The sequence below is a fragment of the Kitasatospora sp. NPDC087271 genome (assembly GCF_044744605.1).
GTDB lineage: Bacteria > Actinomycetota > Actinomycetes > Streptomycetales > Streptomycetaceae > Kitasatospora.
The window spans coordinates 94,036-117,790 of sequence record NZ_JBIUYQ010000022.1; the positions used below are offsets into that span (position 1 = coordinate 94,036).

A 23,755-nucleotide genomic window follows, 5' to 3' on the forward strand; every position below is an offset into this window, starting at 1 on the left:
AACTTGTCCCACAGTGTCAGATTGGTAGGACGAACAGCCTTGAACAAGCGGGAACTTGACCCCCCGACATCCCCAGCCGCCGAGTTCGGCGTACTACTTCGCACGTCGCGCGAGCAGCGAGGCTGGACTCAGGAGCACCTTGCCGAGCTGATCGGCTGTACATCGTCGTACATCTCCGCGCTCGAACACGGCCGAAGGAAACCAAGTCAACAGATCTCAACGGCACTTGATCGAGTGTTCGGGTCGGGAGAGAGGTTCCTCAGGGAGTGGAGTACGTCCGGTCGGCGGGTCTTGTTCGAAGGCTTCGATGAGTACCTGCGCAATGAAGCGAAAGCCATCGCCCTGAGACTGTTCGAGATCAACCTGGTTCCGAGTTTGCTCCAAACGCCCGAGTACAGCCGAGTTTTTCAGGAGGCGCCTGTCCTGAGGGGGATCGCAACTCAGCAGCAGGCCGACGAACGAACCGAGAAGGTGCTGCTCCGACAGCAGTCCCTCGCCCGAGATCCGGCGCCGCACGTCCAGGTGGTGATAGATGAGGGGGCGCTACGGCGGCCGATCGGTGGTCGGGACGTCATGGTGGCGCAACTCAGGCACCTGGAAGCACTCGCTGCACGTCCCCGTTTTCTGGTGCAGGTGTGCCCTACCGCAGCAGGCGAGAACCGCCCGTTCGGGCATCCAATTACGTTGCTGACCATGCCGAACAGGTCCATCGTGGGGTACGGCGAGACGCAGCGGCGCGGCTACCTCGAACGCGATCCGGAGACGCTGGCCGAGTGGGCCAGTGAGTACGATCATCTCCAGGCCGAGGCGCTGTCCCGAGCAGCGAGCATCGAGTTCATTCGAAACGTGCGGAAAGGCTTTGAGCATGGATGATCGCAATGTCACCTGGTACAAGAGTTCATACAGCACCCAGGGAGGGAACTGCGTCGAGGTCGATGCGAATGTAGTCCACACTGTCCCGGTCCGTGACTCCAAGGATCCCCACGGTCCTGCGCTGGTCTTCCCGGCCGACGCCTGGTCGAGCTTCGTCGCCGCCGTCCGCTCCGGAGAGTTCGGCGACGTCTGACGTACGCGTGCCGCCCATCACCGCACTCGTCGTCGCCATCCTCGACGGCACCGTCACCACCGACCGCGCCGTCGACCTGCTCATGGCCCGCACGCCCAGAGCCGAATGGTAGGCAGGCGGCATCGCCACCCCCGAGGACGCCCCCACCCGATGTCACGGTTTCGGGCCGCGCCCGGTCTTCATCGGTGAACAGGGCGCGGCAGACACCCGCGCCCCCCGCTGCAGGAGAGGGACGAGCCATGGAAACCGTGACCGTGCGACGGGTCATCGCGGCGCCGATCGCCGAGGTGTTCGACTGGTGCGCCACGAGCACCAACTACACCCGCTCCCCGTTCGTGCTCAGGGCGCGCCTGGCCCGGCCCGGCGAGGGCGCGCCCTACGGGGTGGGCGCCGTGCGGCTGCACACCTGGCTGATCGGCTGGTTCAACGAGCGGATCACCGCCTACAACGCCCCGCACGGCTTCGACTACACCGTCGACCGCAGCTTCCCGCCGGCCCGGCACGAGTTCGGCCGGATGACCTTCGAGGAGGTCCCCGAGGGCACCCTGGTCGTCTGGACGACCGGCTTCGCGCTCCCCATCCCCCTCGTCGGCGCGGCCTTCGCCCGCCGGGTCGGCAAGCCCGTCATCGCCCACGTCTTCGGCGCCATCCTGGCCGCCGCCGCCACCGACCTCGAAGCCGCCCCGAAGAAGCGCCCCTGACGCCGCGCCCCCCGCGGCAGGAGCGGGACGGCTCAGGCCGGCGGGTTCGGCCGGTTCAGGCCGCGGTCGTAGGCGAAGATCACGGCCTGCACCCGGTCCCGGGCGCCGATCTTCGACAGCACCCGGCTGACGTGCGTCTTGACGGTCGACTCCGCGAGCACCAGGCGCTGCGCGATCTCGCCGTTGGTCCAGCCCCGGCCGACCGCGACCAGGATCTCGCGCTCGCGCTCGGTCAGGGCGTTCAGCCGCGGATCGTCCTCGGCGGCCGCGCCGGGCGGGCGCACGGGCAGGTGGTGGGCGTAGGCGTCCAGGAGGCGCCGGGTGATGGCGGGGGCGACGACGGCGTCGCCCTCGGAGACGGCGCGGATCCCGGCCAGGAGGTCCTCCGGGCGGGCGTCCTTGAGGAGGAAGCCGCTGGCGCCGGCGCGCAGCGCGGCGTGGGCGTACTCGTCGAGGTCGAAGGTGGTCAGGACGAGGATGCGCGAGCGCCCGCCGGTGGCGACGATGCGCCGGGTGGCCTCGATGCCGTCCATGCCGGGCATCCGGATGTCCATCAGGACGACGTCGGGCCGCAGGTCGGCCGCCAGGCGCACGGCCTCGGCGCCGTGCGCGGCCTCGCCGACGACCTCCGTGCCGGGCTGGCTCTCCAGCAGCATCCGGAAGCCGTACCGCTGGAGCGGCTGGTCGTCGACGATGAGGACCGTGGTCACGTCAGGCCGCCTGTCGGGTCGGGGTCGGGATCGGGAGTGAAGGCGCCGGGGCCGTCGGGTCCGTCGGGTCCGCCAGGTCCGTCGGGTCCGTCGGGGGTGAGGTCGAGGACGGCCTCCACGGTCCATCCTGCCCCGGGCCCGGGCCCGGCGGTGACGGTGCCCCCGTACAGGGCCGCGCGCTCGCGCATGCCCGTGAGCCCGTGCCCCTCCTCGCCCGCCGCACCGCCGCGCACCGCCCCGCCGGGCGGACCGCCGTCCCGCACCCGCACCCGCAGGCGGCCGCCCTCGGCGGCCAGCGTCACGTGCGCCCGGGTGTCGGGCCCGGCGTGCTTGAGGGTGTTGGTGAGCGCCTCCTGGACGATCCGGTACGCCATCAGCTGCACCCCGCGGTCCAGCCGCTCCACCTCGCCGCGCGCGGTGTACACGACCTGCGGCCCGGCGGCCCGGATGCGCGCGCACAGCCCGTCGAGATCGGCGATGCCCGGCTGCGGCGTGAACTCGGGGCCCTGCTCGCCCTGGTCGCGCAGGACACCGAGCATGCGCCGCAGCTCGCCCAGCGCCTGGCGGCTGGTCTCCCCGATCAGCAGCAGCGCCTCCCGGCCCCGCTCGGGGGAGGCCTCGGTCGCGTACGCGCCGCCGTCCGCCAGGGTGATGATCACGGACAGGTTGTGGCCGATGATGTCGTGCATCTCCCGGGCCACCCGGGTGCGCTCGGTGGCGGTGGCCAGCCGGCTGCGCTGGTCGCGCTCGACCTCCAGCCGCGCCGCCCGCTCGCGCAGCCCGGCGAGCTGGGCCCGGCGGATGCGCACGGCGATGCCGACGGCCACCGCCGCCGTCGCCGCGCTGAACAGGAAGAACAGCGCGTCCCCGACCGGCAGCCCGCCGGACAGCTCCACCGCGACCAGGGCCGACGCGCCGGTCATCGCCGCGCACGCCCACGCCAGGTGCCGCAGGCTCCCGTGCAGGGCCAGGCTGTAGAGGGCGACGAGCAGCGCGACGTCCGCGCGCAGCGCCACCCCCAGCGACCACTGCAGGACGAACACGGCCGCGACCGCCGCGAACGCCGCCGCCGGTCGCCGCCGGCGCCACAGCAGCGGTAGCAGCAGCCCCGCCTGCAAGGCCAGCAGCGCCGCCAGCGGCGGGCGGGCGAAGACGATCCGGTGCTCGCGCGCCCGCTCCCCGCCGTCGTGGAAGGGCAGCAGGTCCGGCAGGCAGAACAGCAGGAAGACCGCGGCCACCACCGCGGTGTCCAGCACCCACGGGTGGTCGCGGTCCGCCTGCCGCGCCCGCTGCCCCAGCCGGGCCAGGCGCGCGAACACCGGGTACCCCGACAGCGGGTCGCCCCCCGCCCCCACGGCGGTGTCGTGCTCGCTCACGGTGTCACCTTCGTCCAGCTCGTCCGGAACGGTCGTCACCTTCGTCCAGCCCATCCGCAAACGGTCGTCACCTTCGTCCAGCTCACCCGCAAACGGTCGTCACCTTCGTCCAGCTCACCCGGAACGGACGTCACCTTCGTCCAGCTCACCCCGGAACGGATACGAAACGGGCCCGGTGCGGCACCCGACTCGAACGGGCACCGCACCGGGACGTCCACGCAGTCTCCCAGCCCTCAGGCGTCGCTGCGCACCAGGCGCACGGCCGCGCCCGCCAGGGCGAGCACCGTCCACAGCAGGAAGACCGCCAGCCCCGCGGCGGGCGACAGCGTGGTCGCGTCGTGGTGCAGGGCGAACATCGCCTGGCCCGCGTTGCTGGGCAGGTACGGGCTGATGTGGTCCTGCCAGGACGAGGGCAGCAGCGAGATCAGGCCGGGGACCAGCATCAGCGAGGCCACCAGCACCGAGATGCCGCCCGCCACCGACCGCAGCAGCGCGCCCAGCGCGACACCGATCACGCCCACCAGGGCGAGGTAGAGCCCGGCCCCCAGCAGGCCGCGCAGGACGCCGGCGTCGGAGAACGTCATCGCCGCGCGGGTACCGGAGAGGATGCCGCTGTCGGCCGCGAAGGCGACGAACACCCCGACGGTGCCCAGCAGCACCACCACCACGCCGTACACCGCCGCCTTGGACCACAGCACCGGCAGCCGGCGCGGCACCGCGGCCAGGGTGGAGCGGATCATGCCGGTGGAGTACTCGCCCGCGGCGACCAGCACGCCCAGGACGCCGAACGCCAGCTGCGCGAAGTTGGTGCCGAACAGCGACAGGCTCAGGGCACTGGCGTCGGCGAAGTCCCCCCGATCCATCGGGCGCCCCGAGGTGATCCTCGACTTGAACTGGAACGCGGCGATCAACCCGAACGCGACCAGGAACAGCAGGCCCAGGCCCAGCGTGATCCAGGTCGAGCGCAGCGACCACAGCTTGGCCCACTCCGAGCGCAGCACGCGCACGGGCGTCACCCGGTAGGCGGGGCGCGCGGGCCGCCGGTCGGCGGCCGCGGACGGCTGGCTCGGTGCGATGGTGCTCATGCCGCGCTCCTCGGGGACTCGGCGCCGGCACCCGCACTGGCGGCGGGCCCGGTCGCGGTGGTGGTGCCGTGGTACTCCACGGCGTCCCTGGTCAGCTCCATGAACGCCTCCTCCAGGGAGACCGTGCGGGTGGTGAGCTCGAACAGCGCGATGCCCTGCTCGGCGGCCCGCAGGCCGATCTCCCGCGCGGCCAGGCCGGTGACGAGGAGCTCCTCCGAACCGGAACGGCCGGTGACCTCCACCCCGGGCCCGGCCAGCGCCGTGCGCAGCCGGGCCGGATCGGCGCTGGCCACCTTCACCACGTCGCCACCGGCCTGGCGGACCAGGTCCTGCACGGTGGTGTCGGCCAGCAGCCGGCCCCGCCCGACGATGATCAGGTGGTCGGCGACCAGCGCGACCTCACTCATCAGGTGCGAGGACACGAAGACGGTGCGGCCCTCGGCGGCCAGCGAGGTGAGGAGGTTGCGGATCCACAGCACGCCCTCCGGGTCGAGACCGTTGACCGGCTCGTCCAGCATCACCGTCGCCGGGTCGCCCAGCAGCGCCGCCGCGATCCCCAGCCGCTGGCCCATGCCCAGCGAGAACGCCCCGGCACGCTTCCTGGCCACCGACTGCAGCCCCGTCAGCTCGACGACCTCCTCCACCCGCGAGCGCGGGATGCCGTGGGTGTGCGCCTGGGCCATGAGGTGGTTGAACGCGGAGCGCCCCGGGTGGATCGACTTGGCCTCCAGCAGCGCCCCGACCTCCTGCAACGGCGCCGCGTGCGCGGCGTAACGGCGCCCGTTGACGCGCACCGAGCCGCTGGTGGGCGCGTCCAGCCCGACGATCATCCGCATGGTGGTGGACTTCCCGGCGCCGTTGGGCCCGAGGAAGCCGGTGACCGTGCCGGGCTTGACCATGAAGTCGAGCCGGTCGACGGCGGTCTTCTCCCCGTACCGCTTCGTCAGCTGGTGCGCCTCGATCATCGCTCACCCCTACGCTCCGGGGCCGGACCGTCCCGGCCTCCCTCACACTCCACGCTAGGCGCGGCGCCGGCGCGATCCGTGGTACCCCGGACCGATCATCGGAGGGGGCACGGTACCCCGGTACCACGCCAGGACCGCCTGTTGCGGTTACATCACGACGTGTCCGATTCATCGAGTATTGGACCGGAGTGCGGCGATTAACTTTGTTGGCAGCGATGCGAACGGTCTCTCATAATGCCTGCTGAGACGCGTGATGGACGGTCCGGAGAACCGCCGGGGGAGCGGTTTGCGAGGAAGTCCGCGCGCGAGATCCCACATTTTCCCGGGGGAGTTCCTTGTCCGCGCCCGAAAACGAAACAGCCGCCGTTCCGGAGCAGCCCGACGCCGCGCCGGAACCGGCCGCCGTGCCGCAGCACCCCGCTGCGCCACAGCACCCCGCCGTACCGCAGCCCGACGCTGCGCCGCAGCACGCCGCCGCACCCGAACCGGCCGCGCGCCGGCTGCCGCGCGCCGTCGGCGTCGCGCTGGCCACCGCCGGCCTGCTTGCCGTCACGGCGACCAGCGCCGCGGTGACCGTCGCCGTCGGCAGGCCGGACACCCGCCCGGCCGCCGCCGCCGCACCCGCGCCGGCCACCACCACCGCCTCCAGTCCGAGCCCGACGGCCTCCGCCACCCCGCTACCGGTGCCGACGCCCACCGCCGCCCCGACCACCCCCAAGCCGGCCAGCACCGTCAAGGGGACCGTCAACGGCGGCAAGCACGAGGGCGACCTGCGCTACTTCCTGCTCCCGATCCCGGACGGCGGCGAGTCGTACGGGCCCGCGGACGGGATGACCATGACCAACGACGACGTCGCCGACCTGTTCGGCAAGCAGGACGGCATCATGGACATCCTCGGCTCGTACGGCTACCAGTCGGGCGCCACCCGGATGTACCGGACGGCCGACGGCAAGGCCGAGGTCACCGTCACCCTGCTGCGCTTCGGCTCCACCTCGATGGCGCGCGAGTTCGTCCAGGGATACACCCTCAAGTCGCAGGACCCGATCGACATCGACGGCGACCCGAACGCCCACGGCTACCTGCACAAGCCCAAGCAGCAGGCGTACACCGGCTCGATGACCGGCATCTCCAGCCAGGGCGACGTCCAGTACACGATCGACGTCGAGGTGAAGGGGACACCGGACAAGGCGCTGCTGAGCGGGCTGATGAAGCGCCAGCGCGAGTGGCTCGCCTCCGGCGGCTGAACGCAGCTGAACGCGGTTGAACGCGGCTGAACCCGCGCCGCCGCCCGTCCCGACGCCGTCCTTCCCACCCTCCTCTGGAGCCACCCCGTGACCACCGAACCCGCGCTGCCCCCGCCCGGCACCGCGCCGGCGCCCGCCGCCCCGCCGCGGCCCCACACCGCGCCCACCGAACCGCCCGCCACCGAACCGCCCGCCACCGAACCACCCGCCGCTGAACTGCCTTTCACCGCACCGCAGTTCACCACCGAACCGCCGCCCTCCGCCGAGGCGTTCCCGTCCGACGCGCCGGCCTCCGAGCTCCTGCCGCCCGCCCCCGAGCGGGCGCCCCGCGCCCCGCGCCGCCCGCGCCCGGTGCTGCTGGCGGTGTCCGGCCTGGTGCTGGGCACCCTGGCCGGCGGCGGCGTCGGCTACGCCGTCCAGGCCCAGCGCCCGCCGACGCCGCTGCCGCCGATCCAGGTCGCGCGCCCGTCCTACCCGGCCGTGGCGGTCGACCCGACCGCCTTCGCCGCCCAGCAGCCCAAGCCGCTGGCCATCGACGGCGACCTGCTCAAACTGCTGATCGGTGCCCCGGACGGCAGCGCCGCCTGGGGAGAATTCCCGGACAAGCCGAGCTGGGTGTCGGTCGGCGAGCTCGCCGAGCACAACGACAGCGCGGTCCGCGACTTCAAGGACCTGAACTCCCGGGGCTTCCGGCGCGCGGCCGAGGTGGACTGGAAGAAGGGCGACACCAGGTACCGCGTGTCGCTGGTCCAGTACGCGCCGGACCGCGCCAACGAAGCCGCCACGCACGCCGTCGGCACCACCCGCAACCTGAAGCCGTTCGCCGACGGCGCCAACGGCGGCTACCGGGTGGACGAGGCACCCAGGTACTGGGCCGACAGCGCCGATCGGTACTACTACGGCCAGGCCGTAGCCCAGCGCGGCACGGTGGCGATGGTGGTGGAGGTCTTCGACCCCAAGCCGGTGAACCCCGATGTCGTGAAGGACCTCGCCAAGCAGCAATGGGAGCGGCTGGTATGACCGACAACAGCATGACCGGGACCCCGGCCGCCACGCCGGCGCCGACCGCCCCCGAGGCGGCCCCGGACGCCGTCGAACAGTCCGCCGCCGAGCAGCAGTTCGCCGCCGATCCCGCCGCGCCGACCGCCGCCGATCCCGCCGCCCCGCGCCCCGCCTCCCGCCGCCTGCTGCGCGCGGGCGCCGCGACGGCAGCGGCGGCGCTGGCCGGGGTGGCCATCGGCGTCGGCATCATCAAGACCCAGTACGACGACCCCGCCCCGGCCGTCGCCGCCGGGCCGTCCGCCGCGCCCGTCCCGACCGCGACCGCCACGCCGTTCGGCGCCAAGTCCAACGGCAACCACTTCGGTTCGCTGCGCGACCTGCTGCTGCCCGTCCCGGCCGGCTACGAACCCGGCCCGGACGAGGGCGGCTACGGCAACGACACCGAACTCGGCGCCGAGTTCCTGTCCGCCGAACTGGACGACGAACTCCAGCAGATCCCCAAGGACAAGCGCGACAAGCTCCGCTCCTACTGGGAGGGCCTGCACGTCAAGGCCACTGGCGTGCGGACGTACCGGACCAGCGAGGACGACCTGGTGGTCGGCCTGAAGCTGCGCCAGTTCAACCAGCAGGAAGTGCAGAAGCTCAACGAGTACACCGCGGTCTTCACCGGCGACACCGGCCTGTTCCGGATCGGCCCGGAGATCCCGGGCCACCCCGAGGCGCACTGCTACCTGATGCCGGCGCCGCCGTCCGCGCCGATCGACTACCTGGAGTGCTCGGCCGCCGAGGGCGACCTCCTGGTGGTCATGAACGTCGAGGGCGTGGCACCGCTGCCCAAGGACCGGATCGTCGCCCTCTTCACCCTGCAGCTCGACCGCCTCGCCCGCCCGGGAGCGTCCGCATGACCGACCACGCAATCCCGCACGAGCCCGCCGCCCCCGCCGAGACCCCCGCTGAGGCCGCCGTCGAGACCCCCGCGGGCACCTTCGCCGAGTTCCCCGCCGCTCCCGCCGCGGAGACCCCCGAGGAGCACGAGGCCCGCCTCGCCCGGCGCAGCGCCCGCCGCAGGGCGGCCGCGCGCTGGGCCACCGCCACCCTGGTGTTCGCCCTCGCGGGCACCGGCGCCGCGCTGGCCGTCACCGCCCCCGAGCGCACCGACCTGCCCGGCCTGGCCACCCCGGGCGACGGCCGCTACACCTTCCCGCCGCTGACGCTGCCGCCGCTGCCCTCCGGCAGCAGCACGCCGGACCGTACGGGCGGCAAGAACGCCCTGCACGCCGCGGACCTGCGCTACCTGCTGCTGCCCGCCCCCAAGGAGGCCGGCGGCAGCCTCACCCCGGCGCTCTACCCGGTTCCCACCGCCTCGGCCACCGGCACCCCGTCGGCGAGCGCGACCCCGAGCCCGACCGCCTCCGCCTCCACGTCGGCCTCGGCCTCGGCGGGCGCGAGCCCGTCCACGGCCCCCGCCGGCCAGGCTCCGGCCGACTGGGTCACCTGCGACGCGATCCTCGCCGAGCAGCGCGACCCGGCCGAGCTCCGCGCGCTGCTCCTGCAGGACGCCTGCCGGGCGGCCACCGTCCGGGAGTGGACGGCCTCCGACGGCACCCGCACCCAGATCCGGCTGCTGCGCTTCGGCGCCTCCTTCGAGTCCTGGAACGTCTTCTCCTCCCTGCGCTCCGACGCCAAGCCCAATGCCCTGCCCGGCGCGAAGAGCACCTCCCACAGCGCCTGGGACACCGTCGAGGGCGTCCACCTGGACGCCCAGGAGAGCTCGGCGAAGGGCGCCAAGGGCACCCCGAACGCCCGCATCGCCTACCTCTGCGCCTCCGACCTCGTCGCCGTCGTCACCATGACCAACCCCGACGGCGTCCCGGACGCGGCCTTCCGCCAGGTGGTCACCCTCCAGTCCGACCTCCTCGCCTGACACCGGCCCCCGGGCCCGCCGCCCCCGCGCCCGCCGCCCGCACGCCCCTCACACCGTCAGCCGGGCGGCGGCGGGCAGGTGGTCGCTGGAGGTGGCGGGCAGGGTCCAGGCGGCGGTGGCGGGCAGGCCCCGGGTCATGACGTGATCGATCCGGGCCAGCGGGAAGACCGCCGGCCAGGTGAACCCGAAGCCGCCGCCCGCGCTGTCCTGCGCGGAGCTCAGCCGGCTGGTGACCGGGGTGAGCGCGTGGTCCCCGGCGGCGGTGTTGAGGTCGCCCAGCAGCAGCACCCGGCGCAGCGGCTCCTCGTCCAGCGCGGCGCCGAGCGCGGCGAGGTTGCGGTCGCGGTGAGCGGTGGCGAAGCCGGTGACGTTGAGCCGGACGGAGGCGAGATGGACCACGTACACGGCCAACGGCCCACCAGGGGCCTGGACTTCGGCCCGCAGTGAGCGGCTCCAGCCCGGGTCGATGGTCAGCCGCCGTGCGTCGGTCACCGGGTAGCGGCTCCACAGCGCGACGGTGCCGATCCGCGTGCGGTGCGGCAGTTCGGCGTCCAGCACGCGCTGGTAGACGGGCAGCGCGGCGTCGGTGACCTCCTCCAGGGCGACCAGGTCGGGGCGGGCGGCGAGCAGCGCCCGGGCCGTGCCGGCGGGGTCCGGGTTCTGCGCGCTCACGTTGTGGGTGACCACGGTCAGGCCCGCACCGCCGGTCAGGCCCGCACCGCCGGTCGGGCCCGCACCGCCCCCCGGCGGCGGGCCGCCGCCGGCGAGCACCGGCCCGAGCACGACGGCCCACACCGCGGCCAGCACCACCGCGGCGCACGCCGGCACCGGCGCTCGCCGCAGCGCGGCGGCGAGCAGGACGGCGGGCACCACGACGCCGGCCCAGGGCAGGGCGCTCTCCCACAGGCTCCCCAACTGGACGCCCAGGCTCGGCACCCGCCGGTGACCGGCCAGGGCGAGAGCGGTCAGCAGGGCCACGGCGGCGGCCACACGGCCGCGCCGCCAGCGCCCGACCGGCTCGCGCCGCTGCCGCCGCCGACGGCATCGACGGCCGCCCGGGCGGGAGACACCCGCCGAGGCGCCCCCCACCGTCCCCTGTCCCGCCCCCGCCACCGCTCCCGGCCTTGAGACCGCCCCCGCCCCCGGCGCGAGCCCCTCCTGCGATCGGATCATGAACGCCCCCTACCCGGCCGCGTCGGGCAACAGCGCCGGGCAGGTCCCGCCAGGGCTGGTCAGCAGCTCGAAGTGCCAGATCTCGTTGGCGTACACCTGGCAGAGGCCGTACCGCGCGCCGTGCTGGATCAGCCAGTAGTCGGCATTGGTCGGACCGATGTCGATCGCCTTGCCCGAGACGTGCGCCGACTTCTCCGGCGTGTTCACGAACTGCCTGGCCCGCTCCAGACTCCCGTACCTGGCCACCCCCTTGTCGAGCAGCCGCTGCTGGTACTCCGTGCTGCGCCAGCCCGAGGTGACGGTCATCTCGATGCCCTGGGCGCGCGCGTCCCGGGCGGCCTGCTGGACGGCTGCCAGCAGCGGCCCGTCCAGGTTGCCCACCGCCGGCGCCCCGGTGTCGAACGGGGTCAGCGTCGTGCCGTCGGGAATGTCGCCGTCCGCCCCTGCCGAGGAACCGGACCCCGGAGCGAGGGAGGAGGAGAACGGCGCGACGGTGGCCGCCAGGGTCCGCAGCGCCGCCTCGGTCGCCGGCGGATCGGCGGCCGCGCAGGCGCCGGCCAGCGCCAGCACCACCACCGCCCCGGTGCCCACGGCCACCGCCCGCCGACCGCCCCCCACCGGCCGCCACCGCGTCGCCTCCTGGCGCGTCGTCCCGTCCATCCCTGCCTCCCGGCGCTCGTCACTTTCGCCGCGACGGGGAAACCCGGCGGCCACACCATGGGAGGAAAAGCGGTGTTACCAGGACGTCTGCACTAGCCGATACGTTTTCGATAGGCCCGTTCGTGTCCAATGGACGGCAACGGCAACGGCAACGGCAACGACAGCAAGAGCGGGACGGGAGAACAGCGCGTGCGGGTCCTGGTGGTGGAGGACGAGATCTACCTCGCCGAGGCGGTCCAGGCGGGCCTGCGCCTGGAGGCGATCGCCTGCGACATCGTCACGGACGGCGACGCCGCCCTCGAACGCCTCGCCGTCCACACCTACGACGTCGTCGTCCTGGACCGCGACATCCCCGGCACCCACGGCGACGACGTCTGCCGCACCATCGTCGAGCACCGCCTGGGCTGCCGCGTCCTCATGCTCACCGCCGCCGCCCGCCTCAACGAGAAGGTCGCCGGCTTCGAACTCGGCGCCGACGACTACCTGACTAAACCCTTCGACCTCGCCGAACTCGTCGTCCGGCTGCGCTCCCTGGCCCGCCGCCCCGCCCAGGCCGCGCCCCCCGTCCTCGAATACGCCGGACTGCGCCTGGACCCCTTCCGCCGCGAGGTCTACCGCGACGGCCGCTACGTCGCCCTCTCCCGCAAGCAGTTCGCCGTCCTGGAGGTCCTGATGACCGCACGCGGCGGCGTCATCAGCGCCGAGAACCTCCTCGAACGCGCCTGGGACGAGAACGCCGACCCGTTCACCAACGCCGTCCGCATCACCATCTCCGGCCTGCGCAAACGACTCGGCGAACCCTGGGTGATCCAGACCGTGCCCGGCGTCGGCTACCGCCTCACCGACGGCACCCCCACGTGAGCGCCCCGCCCCGCACCCGCCCCGCGCCGCGACCGCGCCGCCTGACCGCCCGCCTGCGGCTCACCCTCAGCTACACCCTCTTCGCCGTCATCACCGGCACCCTCTGCCTGGCCGTCGTCTACGTCGGCATGCGCTACATCCCCAACTACCCGCTCACCTCCTCCAACCCCCGCGACCGCCTCTCCGCCCCCTCCCGCCAGGAGATCCTCCGCTCCCTGCTCACCATCTCCGGCTACGCCCTGGCCCTGCTCACCGCCGTCGGCACGATCGGCGGCTGGTTCATCGCCGGCCGCGTCCTGCGGCCCCTCCAGGACATCACCAGGGCCGCCCACCGCGCCGCGAGCGGAGCACTCGAACACCGCATCGCCCTCGCCGGCCCCCGCGACGAGTTCACCGACCTCTCCGACGCCTTCGACGAGATGCTCGAACGCCTCCAGCGTTCCTTCGACGCCCAGCAGCGCTTCGCCGCCAACGCCTCCCACGAACTGCGCACCCCCCTGGCCATCACCCGCACCATGCTCCAGGTCGCCGCCGCCGACCCGGCCCGCCAGGACTGGACCACCCTCGTCGCCCGCCTCCAGGACACCAACCAGCGCGGCATCGAGATCAGCGAAGCCCTCCTCCAACTCGCCGACCTCGGCCACACCGCCCCCGAACTCGAACCCCTCGACCTGGCCCGCACCACCCGCGACGCCCTCGCCGCCGTCCAGGAGGAGGCCGCCGCCCTGGGCGTCACCGTCACCACCGACTGCCGGCCCGCCCCCGCCACCGGCAACCCGGTCCTGCTGCGCCAGGCCGCCGTCAACCTGCTGCAGAACGCGCTGCGCCACAACCTGCCGACCGGGGGATCCGTCACCGTCACCACCGGGGCCGATCCGGACCGCCCCGGCCGGGTCCGGCTCGCCGTCACCAACACCGGCCCCCGCCTGGCCCCCGAGACCGTCCCCACCCTCACCGAGCCCTTCCTGCGGGGTCGCGGCCGCACCGCCCAGTCCGACCCCGCCCGCCGCGGTCACGGCCTCGGCCTGGCCATCGTCGTGGCCGTCACCGACGCCCACCACGGCGACCTCGGCCTCGCCCCCGCCCCCGGCGGCGGCCTGCACGCCACCCTCAGCCTCCCCGCCCGCTGAGCCCGGCCGCCGTCCCGCCGAGCCCCGGCCTCACCCCGTCGGCTGCCCGGGCCGGCCCGGCACCCACAGCGGCGCCGGGCCGCCGAGCGCCATGTACCGGGCCGCGTCCTCCTCCAGCCACCCGTCCACCCGGCCCGGATCGCCGCCGCACGACTCCACCAGCGCGGCGGCCGCGATCCGGGCACAGGCCAGCATCAGCGCCAGGGTGTCCCGGCGGCGGTGCCGCTCCCGGACGTACGCCTCGCCCCGCTCGTCGATACGCCGGCCGTGCGCCTCCCGGCCCTCAGCCTCCTGGCCCTGGGCCTCCCGACCGTGCGCCTCCCGGCCGTGCGCCGAAGCGTCCCCGCCCCCGCCCCCGCCCCCGTCCCCGTCCCCGGCGGTGACCGCCTGGACGCCGTGCCACACCAGGGCGAGCGCGGCCGGTTCGGCCGGGTGCGTCACCTCCGCCCGGCCCGCCTGCTCACGGGCCTCCGCCGACCGCCGGCCCAGCCACTCCAGCACCGCCGGCACGTCCCCCTCGCGGGCCTGGAGCACCAGCTCCGCCGCCCGGTACGCGAGCGCCCGCAGGACCTCCCCGGCCGGCACCCGCAGCCCCGGCACCGGCGGCTCGCCGAACGCCAGCCAGGCGTCCGCGAACGACGCCGCCCGCATCCGCCCCAGCCACGCCGGAGCCCCGGCCGCGTCGCCCACCCACTCCTGCGCACCCAGCCGGACCAGGCCCGCCGCGGCAAGCCGCGCCGCGTCCCCGTCCAGCCCGCACAGCCGTCCACCCCTCACCGCGCACCCCCGTCAGCGCCCTCAATCCCGTGACGGGCACATCCCACCACACCAGGACGCAAGCGAACTAGACAGGGACCCGACAAAAATTTCCGACGCCGCCCAGCCGCCGATCAGCCCAGGACCAGCGGCAACCGCCCCGCCAGAGCGCCCGGTGCGCCCGCTGCGCACCGGTGGGGGCGCGCCGTCCCGTCCCGACCAGCAGCGCGTCCCGGTCGGAGAACGACGCGGGGAACGCGGCCCCGGCGATCCCCGCCAGCAGCGCGCGCGAGCGCCGCAGCCCCTGCGCCGGCGGCCCCGGCACCCGGGGCAGGAACGCGACCGGGCCGAGATGGTGCAGCGTCCACTCCAGGACGTACGCGTCGAGGTAGTCGCCCGCCGTGAGCCCCCGGCCGCCCGTACCGGGGCGCCGCTACGCGAGGTGGTACTGCACGGGGGTGGAGACCCGGGCGCCGAGTTCGGCGGCGGCGCGGCGCGCCCAGTACGGGTCGCGCAGCAGCTCGCGGCCGAGCAGGACGGCGTCGGCCCTGCCGGCGGCGAGGATGTCCTGGGCCTGGACGGGGTCGGTGATCAGGCCCACGGCCGCCACGGGCATGCCGGCCCCGCTGCGCACGGCCTCGGCGAAGGGCACCTGGTAGCCGGGTCCGGCGTGGATCGTGGCGTCGGGGACGAGGCCTCCGGTGGAGACGTCCATCAGGTCCACGCCGTGGGCCAGGAGTTCCTTGGCGAGGCGGACGGTGTCCTGCGAGGTCCACCCGGTGCGGCCGTCCTGCGGGTTCTCGGTGAGCCAGTCGGTCGCGGAGACGCGGAAGAGGACGGGCAGGTCCTCGGGCCACGCCGAGCGGACGGCGTCGACGACCTCCAGGGCGAAGCGGATGCGGCCCTCGAAGGAGCCGCCGTAGGCGTCGGTGCGGTGGTTGCTGTGGGGGGAGAGGAACTGGTGGATCAGGTAGCCGTGGGCGCCGTGGATCTCGACGGCCCGGAAGCCGGCGTCGAGCGCGCGCCGGGCGGCGTCGGCGAACTGCCGGACGATCCCGCGGATCTGCTCCTCGGTGAGTTCGTCGGGCCTGGTCCGGGTGGGGGCGAAGGGGAGGGCGCTGGGGGCGAGCGGCGTCCATCCGTGGGCTTCGTCCGGGGCGAGGGCGCGGCCGCGGTCGATCCAGGTGCGCTCGGTGGACGCCTTGCGGCCGGCGTGGGCGAGCTGGAGGGCCGGCACGGTGCCCTGTGCCGTCAGGAAGGAGGTGATCCGCCGGAAGGCCGCGACCTGGGTGTCGTTCCAGATCCCGAGGTCGTAGGGGGTGATGCGGCCTTCGGGGCTGACGGCGGTGGCCTCCATGATGATCATCCCCGTGCCGCCGGTGGCGCGGGCCGCGACGTGGGCGAAGTGCCAGTCCGTCGGGGCGCCGGCCGCGTCGCCGTCCGGAGCGGCGCTGTACTGGCACATCGCCGCCATCCAGACGCGGTTGGGGACGGTCAGGGTCCTCAGGGTGTAGGGGGTGAAGAGGGTGGTGCTCATGGGCGGACTCCTGTCGGCGGAGGCGGGGCCGGGGGAAACCTTCTCGAATGATTGCAAGTGCACTTTGTGTGACACCACAATAGTTGTGCACGCTGATTGCTTGCAAGCGCTGGCCATTTTATCCGGTGTCGCCACCTGCCGGCGGACCCGCTCCCACGCGATCCTGGTCCCCACGGCCCCCGGGCCCGCCGCCCGCGTCCACCGTCCGGGCGGCGCATCCGACCACGCGACACCAGGAGGTCCGATGAAGATCCCCGGTCCAGACCCCCGGCCGGACGGCGGGGTCGGCGCCATCGCGCGGGCCGGCGGGCTGCACGCCTACCAGCTGTGGCTGCACGCCGAGTACGGCCCCGTGGCGCGGTTCCAGCTGCCCGGCGCCGAGACGGCCGTGTCGGTCGCCGACCCGGTGCTGCTGGAGGCCACCGCGCACCTGGACCGCCGCCCCGAGCGCCTGTTCTCCTTCCTGGACCCGCTGTTCGAGGCCGGCAACCTGCAAGTGCTCCCGGCGGACGAACACGCCCCGTGGCGCCGCACCCTGCTCTCGGTCCTGGCCGGCCGCCCCTCGCACGAGCAGGCCTTCGACCGCTTCACCGCGCTCGCCACCGGCCTCGCGGACCGCTGGGCCGCGCGGGGCGCGCGGGGCGAGGCCGTCGCGCTGCAGCAGGACCTGACCGCCCTGTCCCTGCGGATGATCTGCGCGTACGCGCTGGGCGGCGAGGTGGAGGGCCCGGACGTCGTCGCCGCCGCCTTCGAGGAGGTGCTCGCCGACTACCTGGAACGGCTCTACCAGGTGCCCCCCGCCGTCGACCCGCAGGAGCGCGCCGAGCGGACCGCGCGGGCGCTCGCCCTCCTGCGCGCGACGGTCGACCGGGTGATCGCGGCCCACCACGACGGCGGCCGCGCCGACCGCAGCGACCTGGTCGGCGCACTGGTCGAGGCCGGCGAGCGCCCCGCCCGGATCCGCGACACCGTCCTCGCGGCGATGCTCGCCGCCCACCACACCACCGGCGTGGCCGTCTCCTGGACCCTGCACCTGCTGGGCCGCCACCCCGGGGCGGCCGAACGCGTCACCGGGGAACTGGACCGCGTGCTCGGCGACCGCGCGGCCCCCGGGTACGCCGACCTGCGGCGCCTGCCGTACCTGCGGACGGTCCTCCAGGAGTCGATGCGCCTCTACCCACCCGGCCCGTACGGCGCGCGCCAGACCACCCAGGCGCTCACCCTCGGCGCGTACGAGGTCCCCGCCGGGGCGGTGGTCTTCTACCCGTTCTGGGCCGTCCACCTGAACCCCGACCACTGGCCCGAGCCCGAACGGTTCCGCCCCGAGCGCTTCACCCCGGAGCAGGCGGCCGGACGCGCGCGGCTGGCCTGGGTCCCCTTCGGGTTCGGCCCGCGCAGCTGCGAGGGCGCCGCCCTGGCCATGGTCGAGTGCGAACTGCTGCTGGCCGTCCTCCTCAAGCGCCTGCGCTTTCGGCCCGTGCCGGGCCACCGGGTGGTCCCGGCCGAACGGTTCGTCCTCTGGGCGGCCGACGACATCCGCATGCTCGTCAGCCCGCGCCGGGCGGGGTGAGCGCCGCGCACCCGCCGGCGCGCCCCGCGCGGCCCGGCCCCGGGCGTGCGGGTGCCCCGGGACGAACCGTCCCGGGGCACCCGGCATGGGGGAGCGGCGGGGATCAGCCCCCGATGCCGATGCCGGTCTCGGTGGCGTAGCCGGCGACGCCGTTGGGGCCCACCGCGACGGCGGCGTCGAGGAACGAGGCGCCGTCAGGACCGAACTGGACGTCGGTGATGTGCAGGGCACTGCCGTTCGGGCCGACGGAGAACGCCCCGTGGTCGTAGTTCAGGGAGGGGATGTTGTCGGGCGTGGCGGCGGAGGCGATGGTCGCCCCGCCGAGCACGAGCGGGAGGCAGAGGGCGGAGACGGTCAGGACACGGCGCGCAGTACGCATGGGGGAAGAGCCCTTCCAGATAAGGGTGGTGATGGTCGATCGGACCGCCACGAAATGGCGGCCTGTCACCATCCACACACATTCGTATGCGGAGCGCGACCGGGGATGGCTGTCCGGGGCTACCGGTTCACCCGGGCCCCCCATCGCCGCCCCGAGAACGTGACGGGCGGCCCGCCGGAGCCCGGGGAGCGCGCCGCCCGCGCGCGGTGTCGCGGCCATCGGTGGCGGGCTGCCCGGCGGCCGGGGAGGCCGTCGGTCCGGCCGGGTCGCTGTCTCGGTGGCTGCTCACGGCTGGGGTGGGCGCGTGGGTGCCGGCCGGCGACTTGACGATCGAACCGGTGGTGCTGCGATAGTGACCCGGTGCGCGTCGGCCTGCTCGGACCCCTGGTACTGGACGCCGGAGCGGGCCCGCTGCCGATCGGCGGCGCGCGGCTACGGGCGCTGCTGGCCTACCTCGCGTTGGACGCCGGCCGCGCTGTCCGGCCGCAGGCCCTGGCGGACGCGTTGTGGGCCGAGGCGCCACCGGCCGACCAGAGGAACGCCCTGCAGTCACTGGTGTCCCGCCTGCGGGGCGTCCTGGGCGACCCCGCGTTGCTCACCTTCGGACCGGCCGGGTACCGGCTGGCCGTCGAGGCCGGCGCGGTGGACACCGCCCGGTTCGATCAACTGGCCCGCTCCGGAAGGCACTTGCACGCGCAGGGCCGGCCGGCCCAGGCCGCCGCCGCGCTGCGGGAGGCTCTGGCCCTGTGGCGCGGCCCCGCGTTGGCGGACGTGCGCGAGGCGCCGTTCGCCGACGCCGAGGCCCGGCGGCTGGAGCGGGCGCGGCTGGTCGCCCTGGAGGACCGGATCGAGGCCGACCTCGCGCTGGGCGCCGGACCGGAGCTGATCGCCGAACTCGAATCGCTGACCGCGCGGCACCCGCTGCACGAACGGCTGCACGCCCAGCTGATCCGGGCCCTGGCCGCCGGCGGCCGGGGCGCCGAGGCGCTGGCCGCCTACCAGCGGCTGCGCGCCCGGCTGGCCGACACCTTCGGCAGCGACCCCGGACCGCAGCTGCGGTCGGCCCATCTCGCGGTCCTGCGCGGCGAGCTCCCGGCGCCCCCCGGTCACCGCACGCCCCCTGACCGCCAGCAGTTTCCCGGCCACTGCACGCCCCCTGACCGCCAGCAGTTTCCCGGCCACTGCACGCCCCCTGACCGCCAGCAGTTTCCCGGTCACCGCACGCCCGCCGACCAGCCGCCACTCCAACGGCCGGAGCCTCAACGGCCGCCACCTCAACGGTCGGAACCCCGCCGAGCACGGCCGCCCGGCAACCTGGACGCGCCGCTGACCAGTTTCGTGGGCCGCGAGGACGACATCCGTCGGGTGGCCGAGCTGCTCGGCCGGGCCCGCCTGGTCACCCTGGTCGGACCCGGGGGGTCCGGCAAGACCCGGCTGGCCACCACCGTCGGCCGCCGGCTCACACCGTCCGGCGGGGTGTGGTTCGCCGCCCTGGCCCCGGCCGGCCCGGCGGACGTGCCCCGCGCGGTGCTCGACGCCCTGCGGACCCGCGAGGCCGACCTGCCCAAGAGCGTCGCGGCCCCGGCCCGCCGCCCCGGCACCCCCGAGGAGGTCCTGGACCGCCTGACCGAGGTGCTCACGCGCGACGACCCGGTCCTGGTGCTGGACAACTGCGAACACGTGATCGAGGCGGCGGCCGCGCTGGCCGGGACCCTGCTCGGCCGGTGCCCCGGGCTGCGGGTACTGGCCACCAGCCGGGAGCCACTGCGGATCGACGGCGAGAACCTGCACCCGGTGCTCCCCCTGGAACTGCCCGAACCCGGCGCGACACCCGAACAGGCCCGCGCCTGCGCGGCGGTCCGGCTGTTCCACGACCGGGCCGCCGCCGTGTGCCCCGGCTTCGCCGAGGAGGACGGCTCGCCGGCGGCGGCGGTCGAGATCTGCCGCCGCCTGGACGGCCTGCCACTGGCGATCGAACTGGCCGCCGCCCAGCTGCGCACCCTGCCCGCCGAGGTGGTCGCCGCCCGGCTGGACGACCGGTTCCGGTTGCTCACCCGGGGCAGCCGCACCGCCCTGCCCCGCCACCAGACGCTGCGCGCCGTGGTGGCCTGGAGCTGGAAGCTGCTGGCCGCCGACGAACGGGCGCTGCTGGAACGGCTGTCGGTGGCGCCCGGCAGCTTCACCGAGGACGCGGCGCAGGCGGTCGGCGGGCTCGGCGCCCCGCACGCCGACCACCACCACCCCGGCGACCACGACGCCCCCACCCGCGACGTCCGGGAGCTGTTGGCGGCGCTGGTCGACAAGTCGCTGCTGCACCCGCTCGGAGCCGCCGCCACGGGAGAGCCGCGCTACCGGATGCTGGAGACCATCCGGGAGTACGGCCTGGAGCAGCTCACCCGCCGCGGGCAGGACGGTGCCGCCCGCGAACGCCACTGCGGGTTCTTCCTCGCCCTGGCCGAGACGGCGGAGCCGCGGCTGCGTACCCGCGACCAGTTGCGCTGGCTGGCCCGGCTGTCGGCCGAGTGGGACGACCTGCTGGCGGCGATCCGCTGGGCGGTGGAGTCCGGGGACGCCGCGACGGCGGTCCGGTTCGGCGCCGCGCTGTGCTGGTTCTGGTCCATGCGGGGCTATCCGCCGGAGTCGCTGGACCTGCTGGAACGGGTGCTGGAGGTCCCCGGGCCGGCCGATCCGGCGGCCCGTGCGCTGGTGGTCGCGACGTACGAGGTCGGCACCGAGTCCATCGGCCGGCCGGAGGACAGGGCGGCCGCCTTCGGCCGGATCGAGGCGGCGATGGTGGGCGTTGACCCTGGTGTCCATCCCCTGCTGGAGCTGGCCCGGCTGGCCGCGGCCATCGCCGGCCCGCAGCCGCCGCCGCGCCCGTCCGACTCCCCGTGTCCGTCTGACTTCCCGTGTCCGTCTGACCCGCCGTGTCCGTCTGACTTCCCGTGCCCGTCCGACTTCCCGGTCCTCTCGGGTTCCTCGGGTTTCCCGGACGGCGAGTGTAAGGACCCCTCCAGCGGTCCGTTCACCCTGCTCGTGCGGGGCCTGCTGACCCTGCACACCGGGGACGTCACCGAGGCGAGGGGCTTCCTCGCCCACGCGTTGGCCGGTTTCGAGGCGCTCGGCGAGCGGTGGGGCATGGCGACCGCGCTGAGCACCCTCGGTTCGCTGCGGCGGCGCTGCGGCGACCTGGCCGACGCGCTGGCGATGAACGAGCGGGCCACCCGGTACTTCCAGGAACTCGGGATGCGGGAGGACACGGTCGACAGCGATGTCCAGGCCGCCCTGATGCGTGCCCAGGCCGGGGACGCGGACGGCGCGCGGCGGCAGCTGGCGGGCCTGCTCGAGGAGGTGGCGCGGGCCGGATGGGCCGAGCCCCGGGCCGTGGTGTGCCTGGGCCTGGCCCAGCTGGAGTGGCGGGCCGGGCGGCGGGAGCCGGCCCGCGCGCACGCCCTGGCCGCTCTGGACCAGGCCCCCGGCGGCCAGCCGGTGCCTTCACACCTCACCGCCCTGCTGCTGGGCGTGCTCGCGCAGCTGGACGCGGCGGACGGCCTGCCCGGCGCGGCGGTGCGCCGGCTCGACCATCCGGCGGTGCACCTGGTGCTGACCTGGAACTCGGCGGTCGCGGCCCGGATCGCGGTGGCGGCCGCCGACATCGAGCTGTGCCGCGGCCGGCCGGGGGAGGCGGCGCTCCTGCTCGGCGCCGCCGACCTGCTGCGGGGCTCGGACGACCTCGGTGACACCGACGTGCGCAGGATCGCGGGACGGGCCACGGCGGACCTGGGAGCCGCCGGGTTCACGTCCGCGCACGCCGCGGGTGCGGCGATGGCGCGGACCGAGGCCAGGGACCTGCTGTCCGCGATCATCACCTCACCCTCGCCCGCGGCCGGGCCCTCGCCCGCGGCCGGGCCCTCGCCCGCGGCCGGGCCCTCGCCCGCGGCCGGGCCCTCGCCCGCGGCCGGGCCGCCCGGTCAGTGAGCCGGAGCAGGGGCCGGAGCCGGAGCAGGGGCAGGGGCAGGGGCAGGGGCCGGTTTGCCGAACATCGCGCAGGTCACCGCACTCTGCAGGGCCTGGCCGGCCGCGGTGAGCTCCGCGTCGGCTCCGAACTCGAACAGGAACTCGGTCGAGATCAGGACGGTGGCGGTACGGCTGCCGGTGCCGTCGGTGAGGTTGGTGCTGGAGTAGCCGGTGATCCCCCCGTCGTGGGCCCAGACGGTGCCGCAGGGGGTGCGGACCGTCCCGATGCCCAGGCCGGAGCCGGGCCCGTCCACCGGGTTCTGCGGGTCCATCGGCACGGTGGCGCGCAGCTGCGCCAGCTGGGCCGCGGGCAGCAGCCTGCCGGACATCAGCGCGTTGTAGAAGCGGGACCAGTCCTGCGCGGTGGACACCACGGCCCCGGCCGCCCCGCCCCAGCCCGGGTCGTTGCCGGAGACGTCCACCCGGCCGTCGCGGTGCACCCCGGCCACGTCCCGGAACGCCGAGGGCACTCCCGCCGGCATGTGGGCGGAGTCCGGCTCGTAGCCGCGGACGTGCCGGCCGTGCCAGTTGCCGTCCGTGGCGAGGTAGGTGTGTTCCAGGTCCAGGGGACGGGCGATCCGGTCCCGGATCAGGTCGGCGAGGCTCGCTCCGGTGATCCGTTCCAGGACGGCGCCGACCGCCGCGTAGTCGGTGTTGCTGTAGGACCACCGGGTGCCCGGCGGGAACAGCGCCGGGCGCTTGACGCCCACGGCGAGCAGTTCGGCGGAGGTCCACCGGTGCGGGTCCTTGCCGAGGATCGACGGCAGGACGGCGGGGTCCTCGGTGTAGTCGGGCAGGCCGCTGGTGTGGTTCAGCAGCATCCGTAGCGTGATCGCCCGGCCGTCGGGCACCTGGCCCGGCAGCCACGCCTCCACCGGGTCGGTCAGCGCGAGGCGTCCCTCGGCGGCCAGTTGCAGGGCGATCACGGCCATCATGGTCTTGGTGTTGGAGCCCATCCGGAACTCGTCCCCCGCCGCGAGCCGCTGGTCCGCCGCGGCCCAGGGGGCCTGCTCGGCGATCTCGACGGGCCGGCCCCGGCCGTCGTCCACCCGCACCACCACGCCCGGCGCCCCGGCGGCCACCAACTGCCGTGCCAGCTTATCGAGTTGGACCCGCTGTGCCTCGGCTCCGCCCCGGGTCGCGGAGGGCGTGGATCCCGTGGCGGCGGGGAGGGGGGCTGGGAGCGCCGGTCCGGCGGCCAGTCCCGTGGTGAGGGCCGACGCCGTCAGCACGAGCGGCGCCAGCCGCAGGCGGCGCGACCACCCCGGGCGGGAGGGCGAAGGGGCAACTGAAGAAGGAGTAGCCGAAGAAGGAGTGGAAGAAGGAGAAGTAGCTGACGGCATGGATGCGGTTCCCTCTGGTTGCCGGGTGATCTGGACGGGCCCAGCCTGTGGCCCGCCGCTGGCAGACCGCGCACGGCGCGCTGGCAGGCGCCCGGTGTCCGCCCCGGATCGGGTGCTCGCCTCGCTGTCCGCCCTGGTGTCCGCCCCGGATCGGGTGTCCGCCTCGCTGTCCGCCCTGGTGTCCGCCCCGGATCGGGTGTCCGCCTCGCTGTCCGCCCTGGTGTCCGCCCCGGATCGGGTGTCCGCCTCGCTGTCC

General features: G+C 74.8%; 21 protein-coding genes and 1 pseudogene. 11 read left to right on the forward strand and 11 right to left on the reverse strand.

The annotated features are described in order from the left end of the window. Positions 1-39 precede the first annotated feature (39 nt). From ACIO9K_RS29830 to ACIO9K_RS29840, 3 genes are all read left to right on the forward strand, one after another. The gene (locus ACIO9K_RS29830) at positions 40-873 is read left to right on the forward strand and encodes a Scr1 family TA system antitoxin-like transcriptional regulator (protein WP_400334606.1); all 834 of its coding nucleotides are present in this window, start codon (positions 40-42) and stop codon (positions 871-873) included. Continuing rightward, positions 866-1,066, forward strand: coding sequence for a DUF397 domain-containing protein (locus ACIO9K_RS29835; RefSeq protein WP_363625861.1), 201 nt, complete (start codon positions 866-868; stop codon positions 1,064-1,066). Before ACIO9K_RS29830 ends, ACIO9K_RS29835 begins: the two co-directional genes overlap by 8 nt. Before the next feature lie 239 nt (positions 1,067-1,305). After that, the gene (locus tag ACIO9K_RS29840) at positions 1,306-1,767 is read left to right on the forward strand and encodes an SRPBCC family protein (RefSeq protein WP_363586832.1); all 462 of its coding nucleotides are present in this window, start codon (positions 1,306-1,308) and stop codon (positions 1,765-1,767) included. 32 nt (positions 1,768-1,799) lie between these two features. Here the strand turns inward: ACIO9K_RS29840 and ACIO9K_RS29845 are convergent, their stop codons facing one another. The 4 genes from ACIO9K_RS29845 to ACIO9K_RS29860 form a co-directional block, all read right to left on the reverse strand. Further along, positions 1,800-2,477: a response regulator transcription factor gene (locus ACIO9K_RS29845; RefSeq protein WP_363586833.1), complete on the reverse strand. Its 678-nt coding sequence runs from the start codon at positions 2,475-2,477 to the stop codon at positions 1,800-1,802. Beyond that, positions 2,474-3,907, reverse strand: coding sequence for a sensor histidine kinase (locus ACIO9K_RS29850; protein WP_400334609.1), 1,434 nt, complete (start codon positions 3,905-3,907; stop codon positions 2,474-2,476). The genes ACIO9K_RS29845 and ACIO9K_RS29850 overlap by 4 nt, the downstream gene beginning before the upstream one ends. Before the next feature lie 179 nt (positions 3,908-4,086). Next, positions 4,087-4,938, reverse strand: coding sequence for an ABC transporter permease (locus ACIO9K_RS29855; protein ID WP_400334611.1), 852 nt, complete (start codon positions 4,936-4,938; stop codon positions 4,087-4,089). Further along, on the reverse strand, positions 4,935-5,903 hold the full coding sequence (locus ACIO9K_RS29860) for an ATP-binding cassette domain-containing protein (RefSeq protein ID WP_363589069.1): 969 nt from the start codon (positions 5,901-5,903) through the stop codon (positions 4,935-4,937). Before ACIO9K_RS29860 ends, ACIO9K_RS29855 begins: the two co-directional genes overlap by 4 nt. Positions 5,904-6,238: 335 nt before the next feature. Here ACIO9K_RS29860 and ACIO9K_RS29865 point away from each other — a divergent pair, with 335 nt between their 5' ends. The 4 genes from ACIO9K_RS29865 (at position 6,239) to ACIO9K_RS29880 (ending at position 10,073) form a co-directional block, all read left to right on the forward strand. Beyond that, positions 6,239-7,147, forward strand: a complete 909-nt coding sequence (locus ACIO9K_RS29865) for a hypothetical protein (RefSeq protein WP_400334613.1) — start codon at positions 6,239-6,241, stop codon at positions 7,145-7,147. A gap of 87 nt (positions 7,148-7,234) precedes the next feature. Beyond that, positions 7,235-8,167: a hypothetical protein gene (locus ACIO9K_RS29870; RefSeq protein WP_400334615.1), complete on the forward strand. Its 933-nt coding sequence runs from the start codon at positions 7,235-7,237 to the stop codon at positions 8,165-8,167. Continuing rightward, positions 8,164-9,054, forward strand: coding sequence for a hypothetical protein (locus ACIO9K_RS29875; protein ID WP_400334617.1), 891 nt, complete (start codon positions 8,164-8,166; stop codon positions 9,052-9,054). The genes ACIO9K_RS29870 and ACIO9K_RS29875 overlap by 4 nt, the downstream gene beginning before the upstream one ends. Further along, positions 9,051-10,073 carry a hypothetical protein gene (locus ACIO9K_RS29880; RefSeq protein WP_400334619.1) on the forward strand — a complete coding sequence of 341 codons (1,023 nt, stop codon included), beginning with the start codon at positions 9,051-9,053 and terminating at the stop codon, positions 10,071-10,073. Before ACIO9K_RS29875 ends, ACIO9K_RS29880 begins: the two co-directional genes overlap by 4 nt. Positions 10,074-10,121: 48 nt before the next feature. Here the strand turns inward: ACIO9K_RS29880 and ACIO9K_RS29885 are convergent, their stop codons facing one another. Then, the gene (locus ACIO9K_RS29885) at positions 10,122-11,063 is read right to left on the reverse strand and encodes an endonuclease/exonuclease/phosphatase family protein (protein WP_400334621.1); all 942 of its coding nucleotides are present in this window, start codon (positions 11,061-11,063) and stop codon (positions 10,122-10,124) included. A gap of 192 nt (positions 11,064-11,255) precedes the next feature. After that, positions 11,256-11,906 carry a M15 family metallopeptidase gene (locus ACIO9K_RS29890; protein ID WP_400334625.1) on the reverse strand — a complete coding sequence of 217 codons (651 nt, stop codon included), beginning with the start codon at positions 11,904-11,906 and terminating at the stop codon, positions 11,256-11,258. A 189-nt stretch (positions 11,907-12,095) separates the two neighbouring features. Here ACIO9K_RS29890 and ACIO9K_RS29895 point away from each other — a divergent pair, with 189 nt between their 5' ends. After that, the gene (locus tag ACIO9K_RS29895; protein WP_063353004.1) at positions 12,096-12,767 is read left to right on the forward strand and encodes a response regulator transcription factor; all 672 of its coding nucleotides are present in this window, start codon (positions 12,096-12,098) and stop codon (positions 12,765-12,767) included. Next, on the forward strand, positions 12,764-13,897 hold the full coding sequence (locus tag ACIO9K_RS29900) for a HAMP domain-containing sensor histidine kinase (protein ID WP_363589083.1): 1,134 nt from the start codon (positions 12,764-12,766) through the stop codon (positions 13,895-13,897). The genes ACIO9K_RS29895 and ACIO9K_RS29900 overlap by 4 nt, the downstream gene beginning before the upstream one ends. 30 nt (positions 13,898-13,927) lie before the next feature. Here ACIO9K_RS29900 and ACIO9K_RS29905 read toward each other — a convergent pair whose 3' ends face one another. From ACIO9K_RS29905 to ACIO9K_RS29915, 3 genes and pseudogenes are all read right to left on the reverse strand, one after another. Then, positions 13,928-14,674 carry a hypothetical protein gene (locus ACIO9K_RS29905; RefSeq protein WP_400334627.1) on the reverse strand — a complete coding sequence of 249 codons (747 nt, stop codon included), beginning with the start codon at positions 14,672-14,674 and terminating at the stop codon, positions 13,928-13,930. A 113-nt stretch (positions 14,675-14,787) separates the two neighbouring features. Then, positions 14,788-15,083, reverse strand: a pseudogene (locus ACIO9K_RS29910) (maleylpyruvate isomerase); the annotation flags it as partial. Positions 15,084-15,086: 3 nt separating this feature from the next. Further along, positions 15,087-16,190 (reverse strand): NADH:flavin oxidoreductase/NADH oxidase, encoded by a 1,104-nt coding sequence (locus ACIO9K_RS29915; protein WP_400334629.1) that lies wholly within the window; start codon positions 16,188-16,190, stop codon positions 15,087-15,089. 244 nt (positions 16,191-16,434) lie between these two features. On the opposite strand from ACIO9K_RS29915, the gene ACIO9K_RS29920 reads away from it, so the two are divergent. Then, positions 16,435-17,760 (forward strand): cytochrome P450, encoded by a 1,326-nt coding sequence (locus ACIO9K_RS29920; protein WP_400334631.1) that lies wholly within the window; start codon positions 16,435-16,437, stop codon positions 17,758-17,760. A gap of 103 nt (positions 17,761-17,863) precedes the next feature. Here the strand turns inward: ACIO9K_RS29920 and ACIO9K_RS29925 are convergent, their stop codons facing one another. Further along, positions 17,864-18,139: a hypothetical protein gene (locus ACIO9K_RS29925; RefSeq protein ID WP_363589091.1), complete on the reverse strand. Its 276-nt coding sequence runs from the start codon at positions 18,137-18,139 to the stop codon at positions 17,864-17,866. Between the two features lie 360 nt (positions 18,140-18,499). On the opposite strand from ACIO9K_RS29925, the gene ACIO9K_RS29930 reads away from it, so the two are divergent. Further along, positions 18,500-22,117, forward strand: a complete 3,618-nt coding sequence (locus ACIO9K_RS29930) for an AfsR/SARP family transcriptional regulator (RefSeq protein WP_400334633.1) — start codon at positions 18,500-18,502, stop codon at positions 22,115-22,117. On the opposite strand, the gene ACIO9K_RS29935 is transcribed toward ACIO9K_RS29930, so the two are convergent. Then, entirely contained in the window at positions 22,111-23,253 is a 1,143-nt protein-coding gene (locus ACIO9K_RS29935) for a serine hydrolase domain-containing protein (protein ID WP_400334664.1), read from the reverse strand. The two genes, ACIO9K_RS29930 and ACIO9K_RS29935, sit on opposite strands and share 7 nt — an antisense overlap. Positions 23,254-23,755: the final 502 nt, after the last annotated feature.

Excerpts from the sequence above, each read along its gene's own strand:
- ACIO9K_RS29880 (WP_400334619.1), top strand. The coding sequence starts at position 9,051 with ATGACCGACCACGCAATCCCGCACGAGCCCGCCGCCCCCGCCGAGACC.
- ACIO9K_RS29890 (WP_400334625.1), bottom strand. The coding sequence starts at position 11,906 with ATGGACGGGACGACGCGCCAGGAGGCGACGCGGTGGCGGCCGGTGGGG.
- ACIO9K_RS29855 (WP_400334611.1), bottom strand. The coding sequence starts at position 4,938 with ATGAGCACCATCGCACCGAGCCAGCCGTCCGCGGCCGCCGACCGGCGG.
- ACIO9K_RS29925 (WP_363589091.1), bottom strand. The coding sequence starts at position 18,139 with ATGCGTACTGCGCGCCGTGTCCTGACCGTCTCCGCCCTCTGCCTCCCG.
- ACIO9K_RS29920 (WP_400334631.1), top strand. The coding sequence starts at position 16,435 with ATGAAGATCCCCGGTCCAGACCCCCGGCCGGACGGCGGGGTCGGCGCC.
- ACIO9K_RS29835 (WP_363625861.1), top strand. The coding sequence starts at position 866 with ATGGATGATCGCAATGTCACCTGGTACAAGAGTTCATACAGCACCCAG.
- ACIO9K_RS29840 (WP_363586832.1), top strand. The coding sequence starts at position 1,306 with ATGGAAACCGTGACCGTGCGACGGGTCATCGCGGCGCCGATCGCCGAG.
- ACIO9K_RS29860 (WP_363589069.1), bottom strand. The coding sequence starts at position 5,903 with ATGATCGAGGCGCACCAGCTGACGAAGCGGTACGGGGAGAAGACCGCC.
- ACIO9K_RS29915 (WP_400334629.1), bottom strand. The coding sequence starts at position 16,190 with ATGAGCACCACCCTCTTCACCCCCTACACCCTGAGGACCCTGACCGTC.
- ACIO9K_RS29875 (WP_400334617.1), top strand. The coding sequence starts at position 8,164 with ATGACCGACAACAGCATGACCGGGACCCCGGCCGCCACGCCGGCGCCG.
- ACIO9K_RS29850 (WP_400334609.1), bottom strand. The coding sequence starts at position 3,907 with ATGGGCTGGACGAAGGTGACGACCGTTCCGGACGAGCTGGACGAAGGT.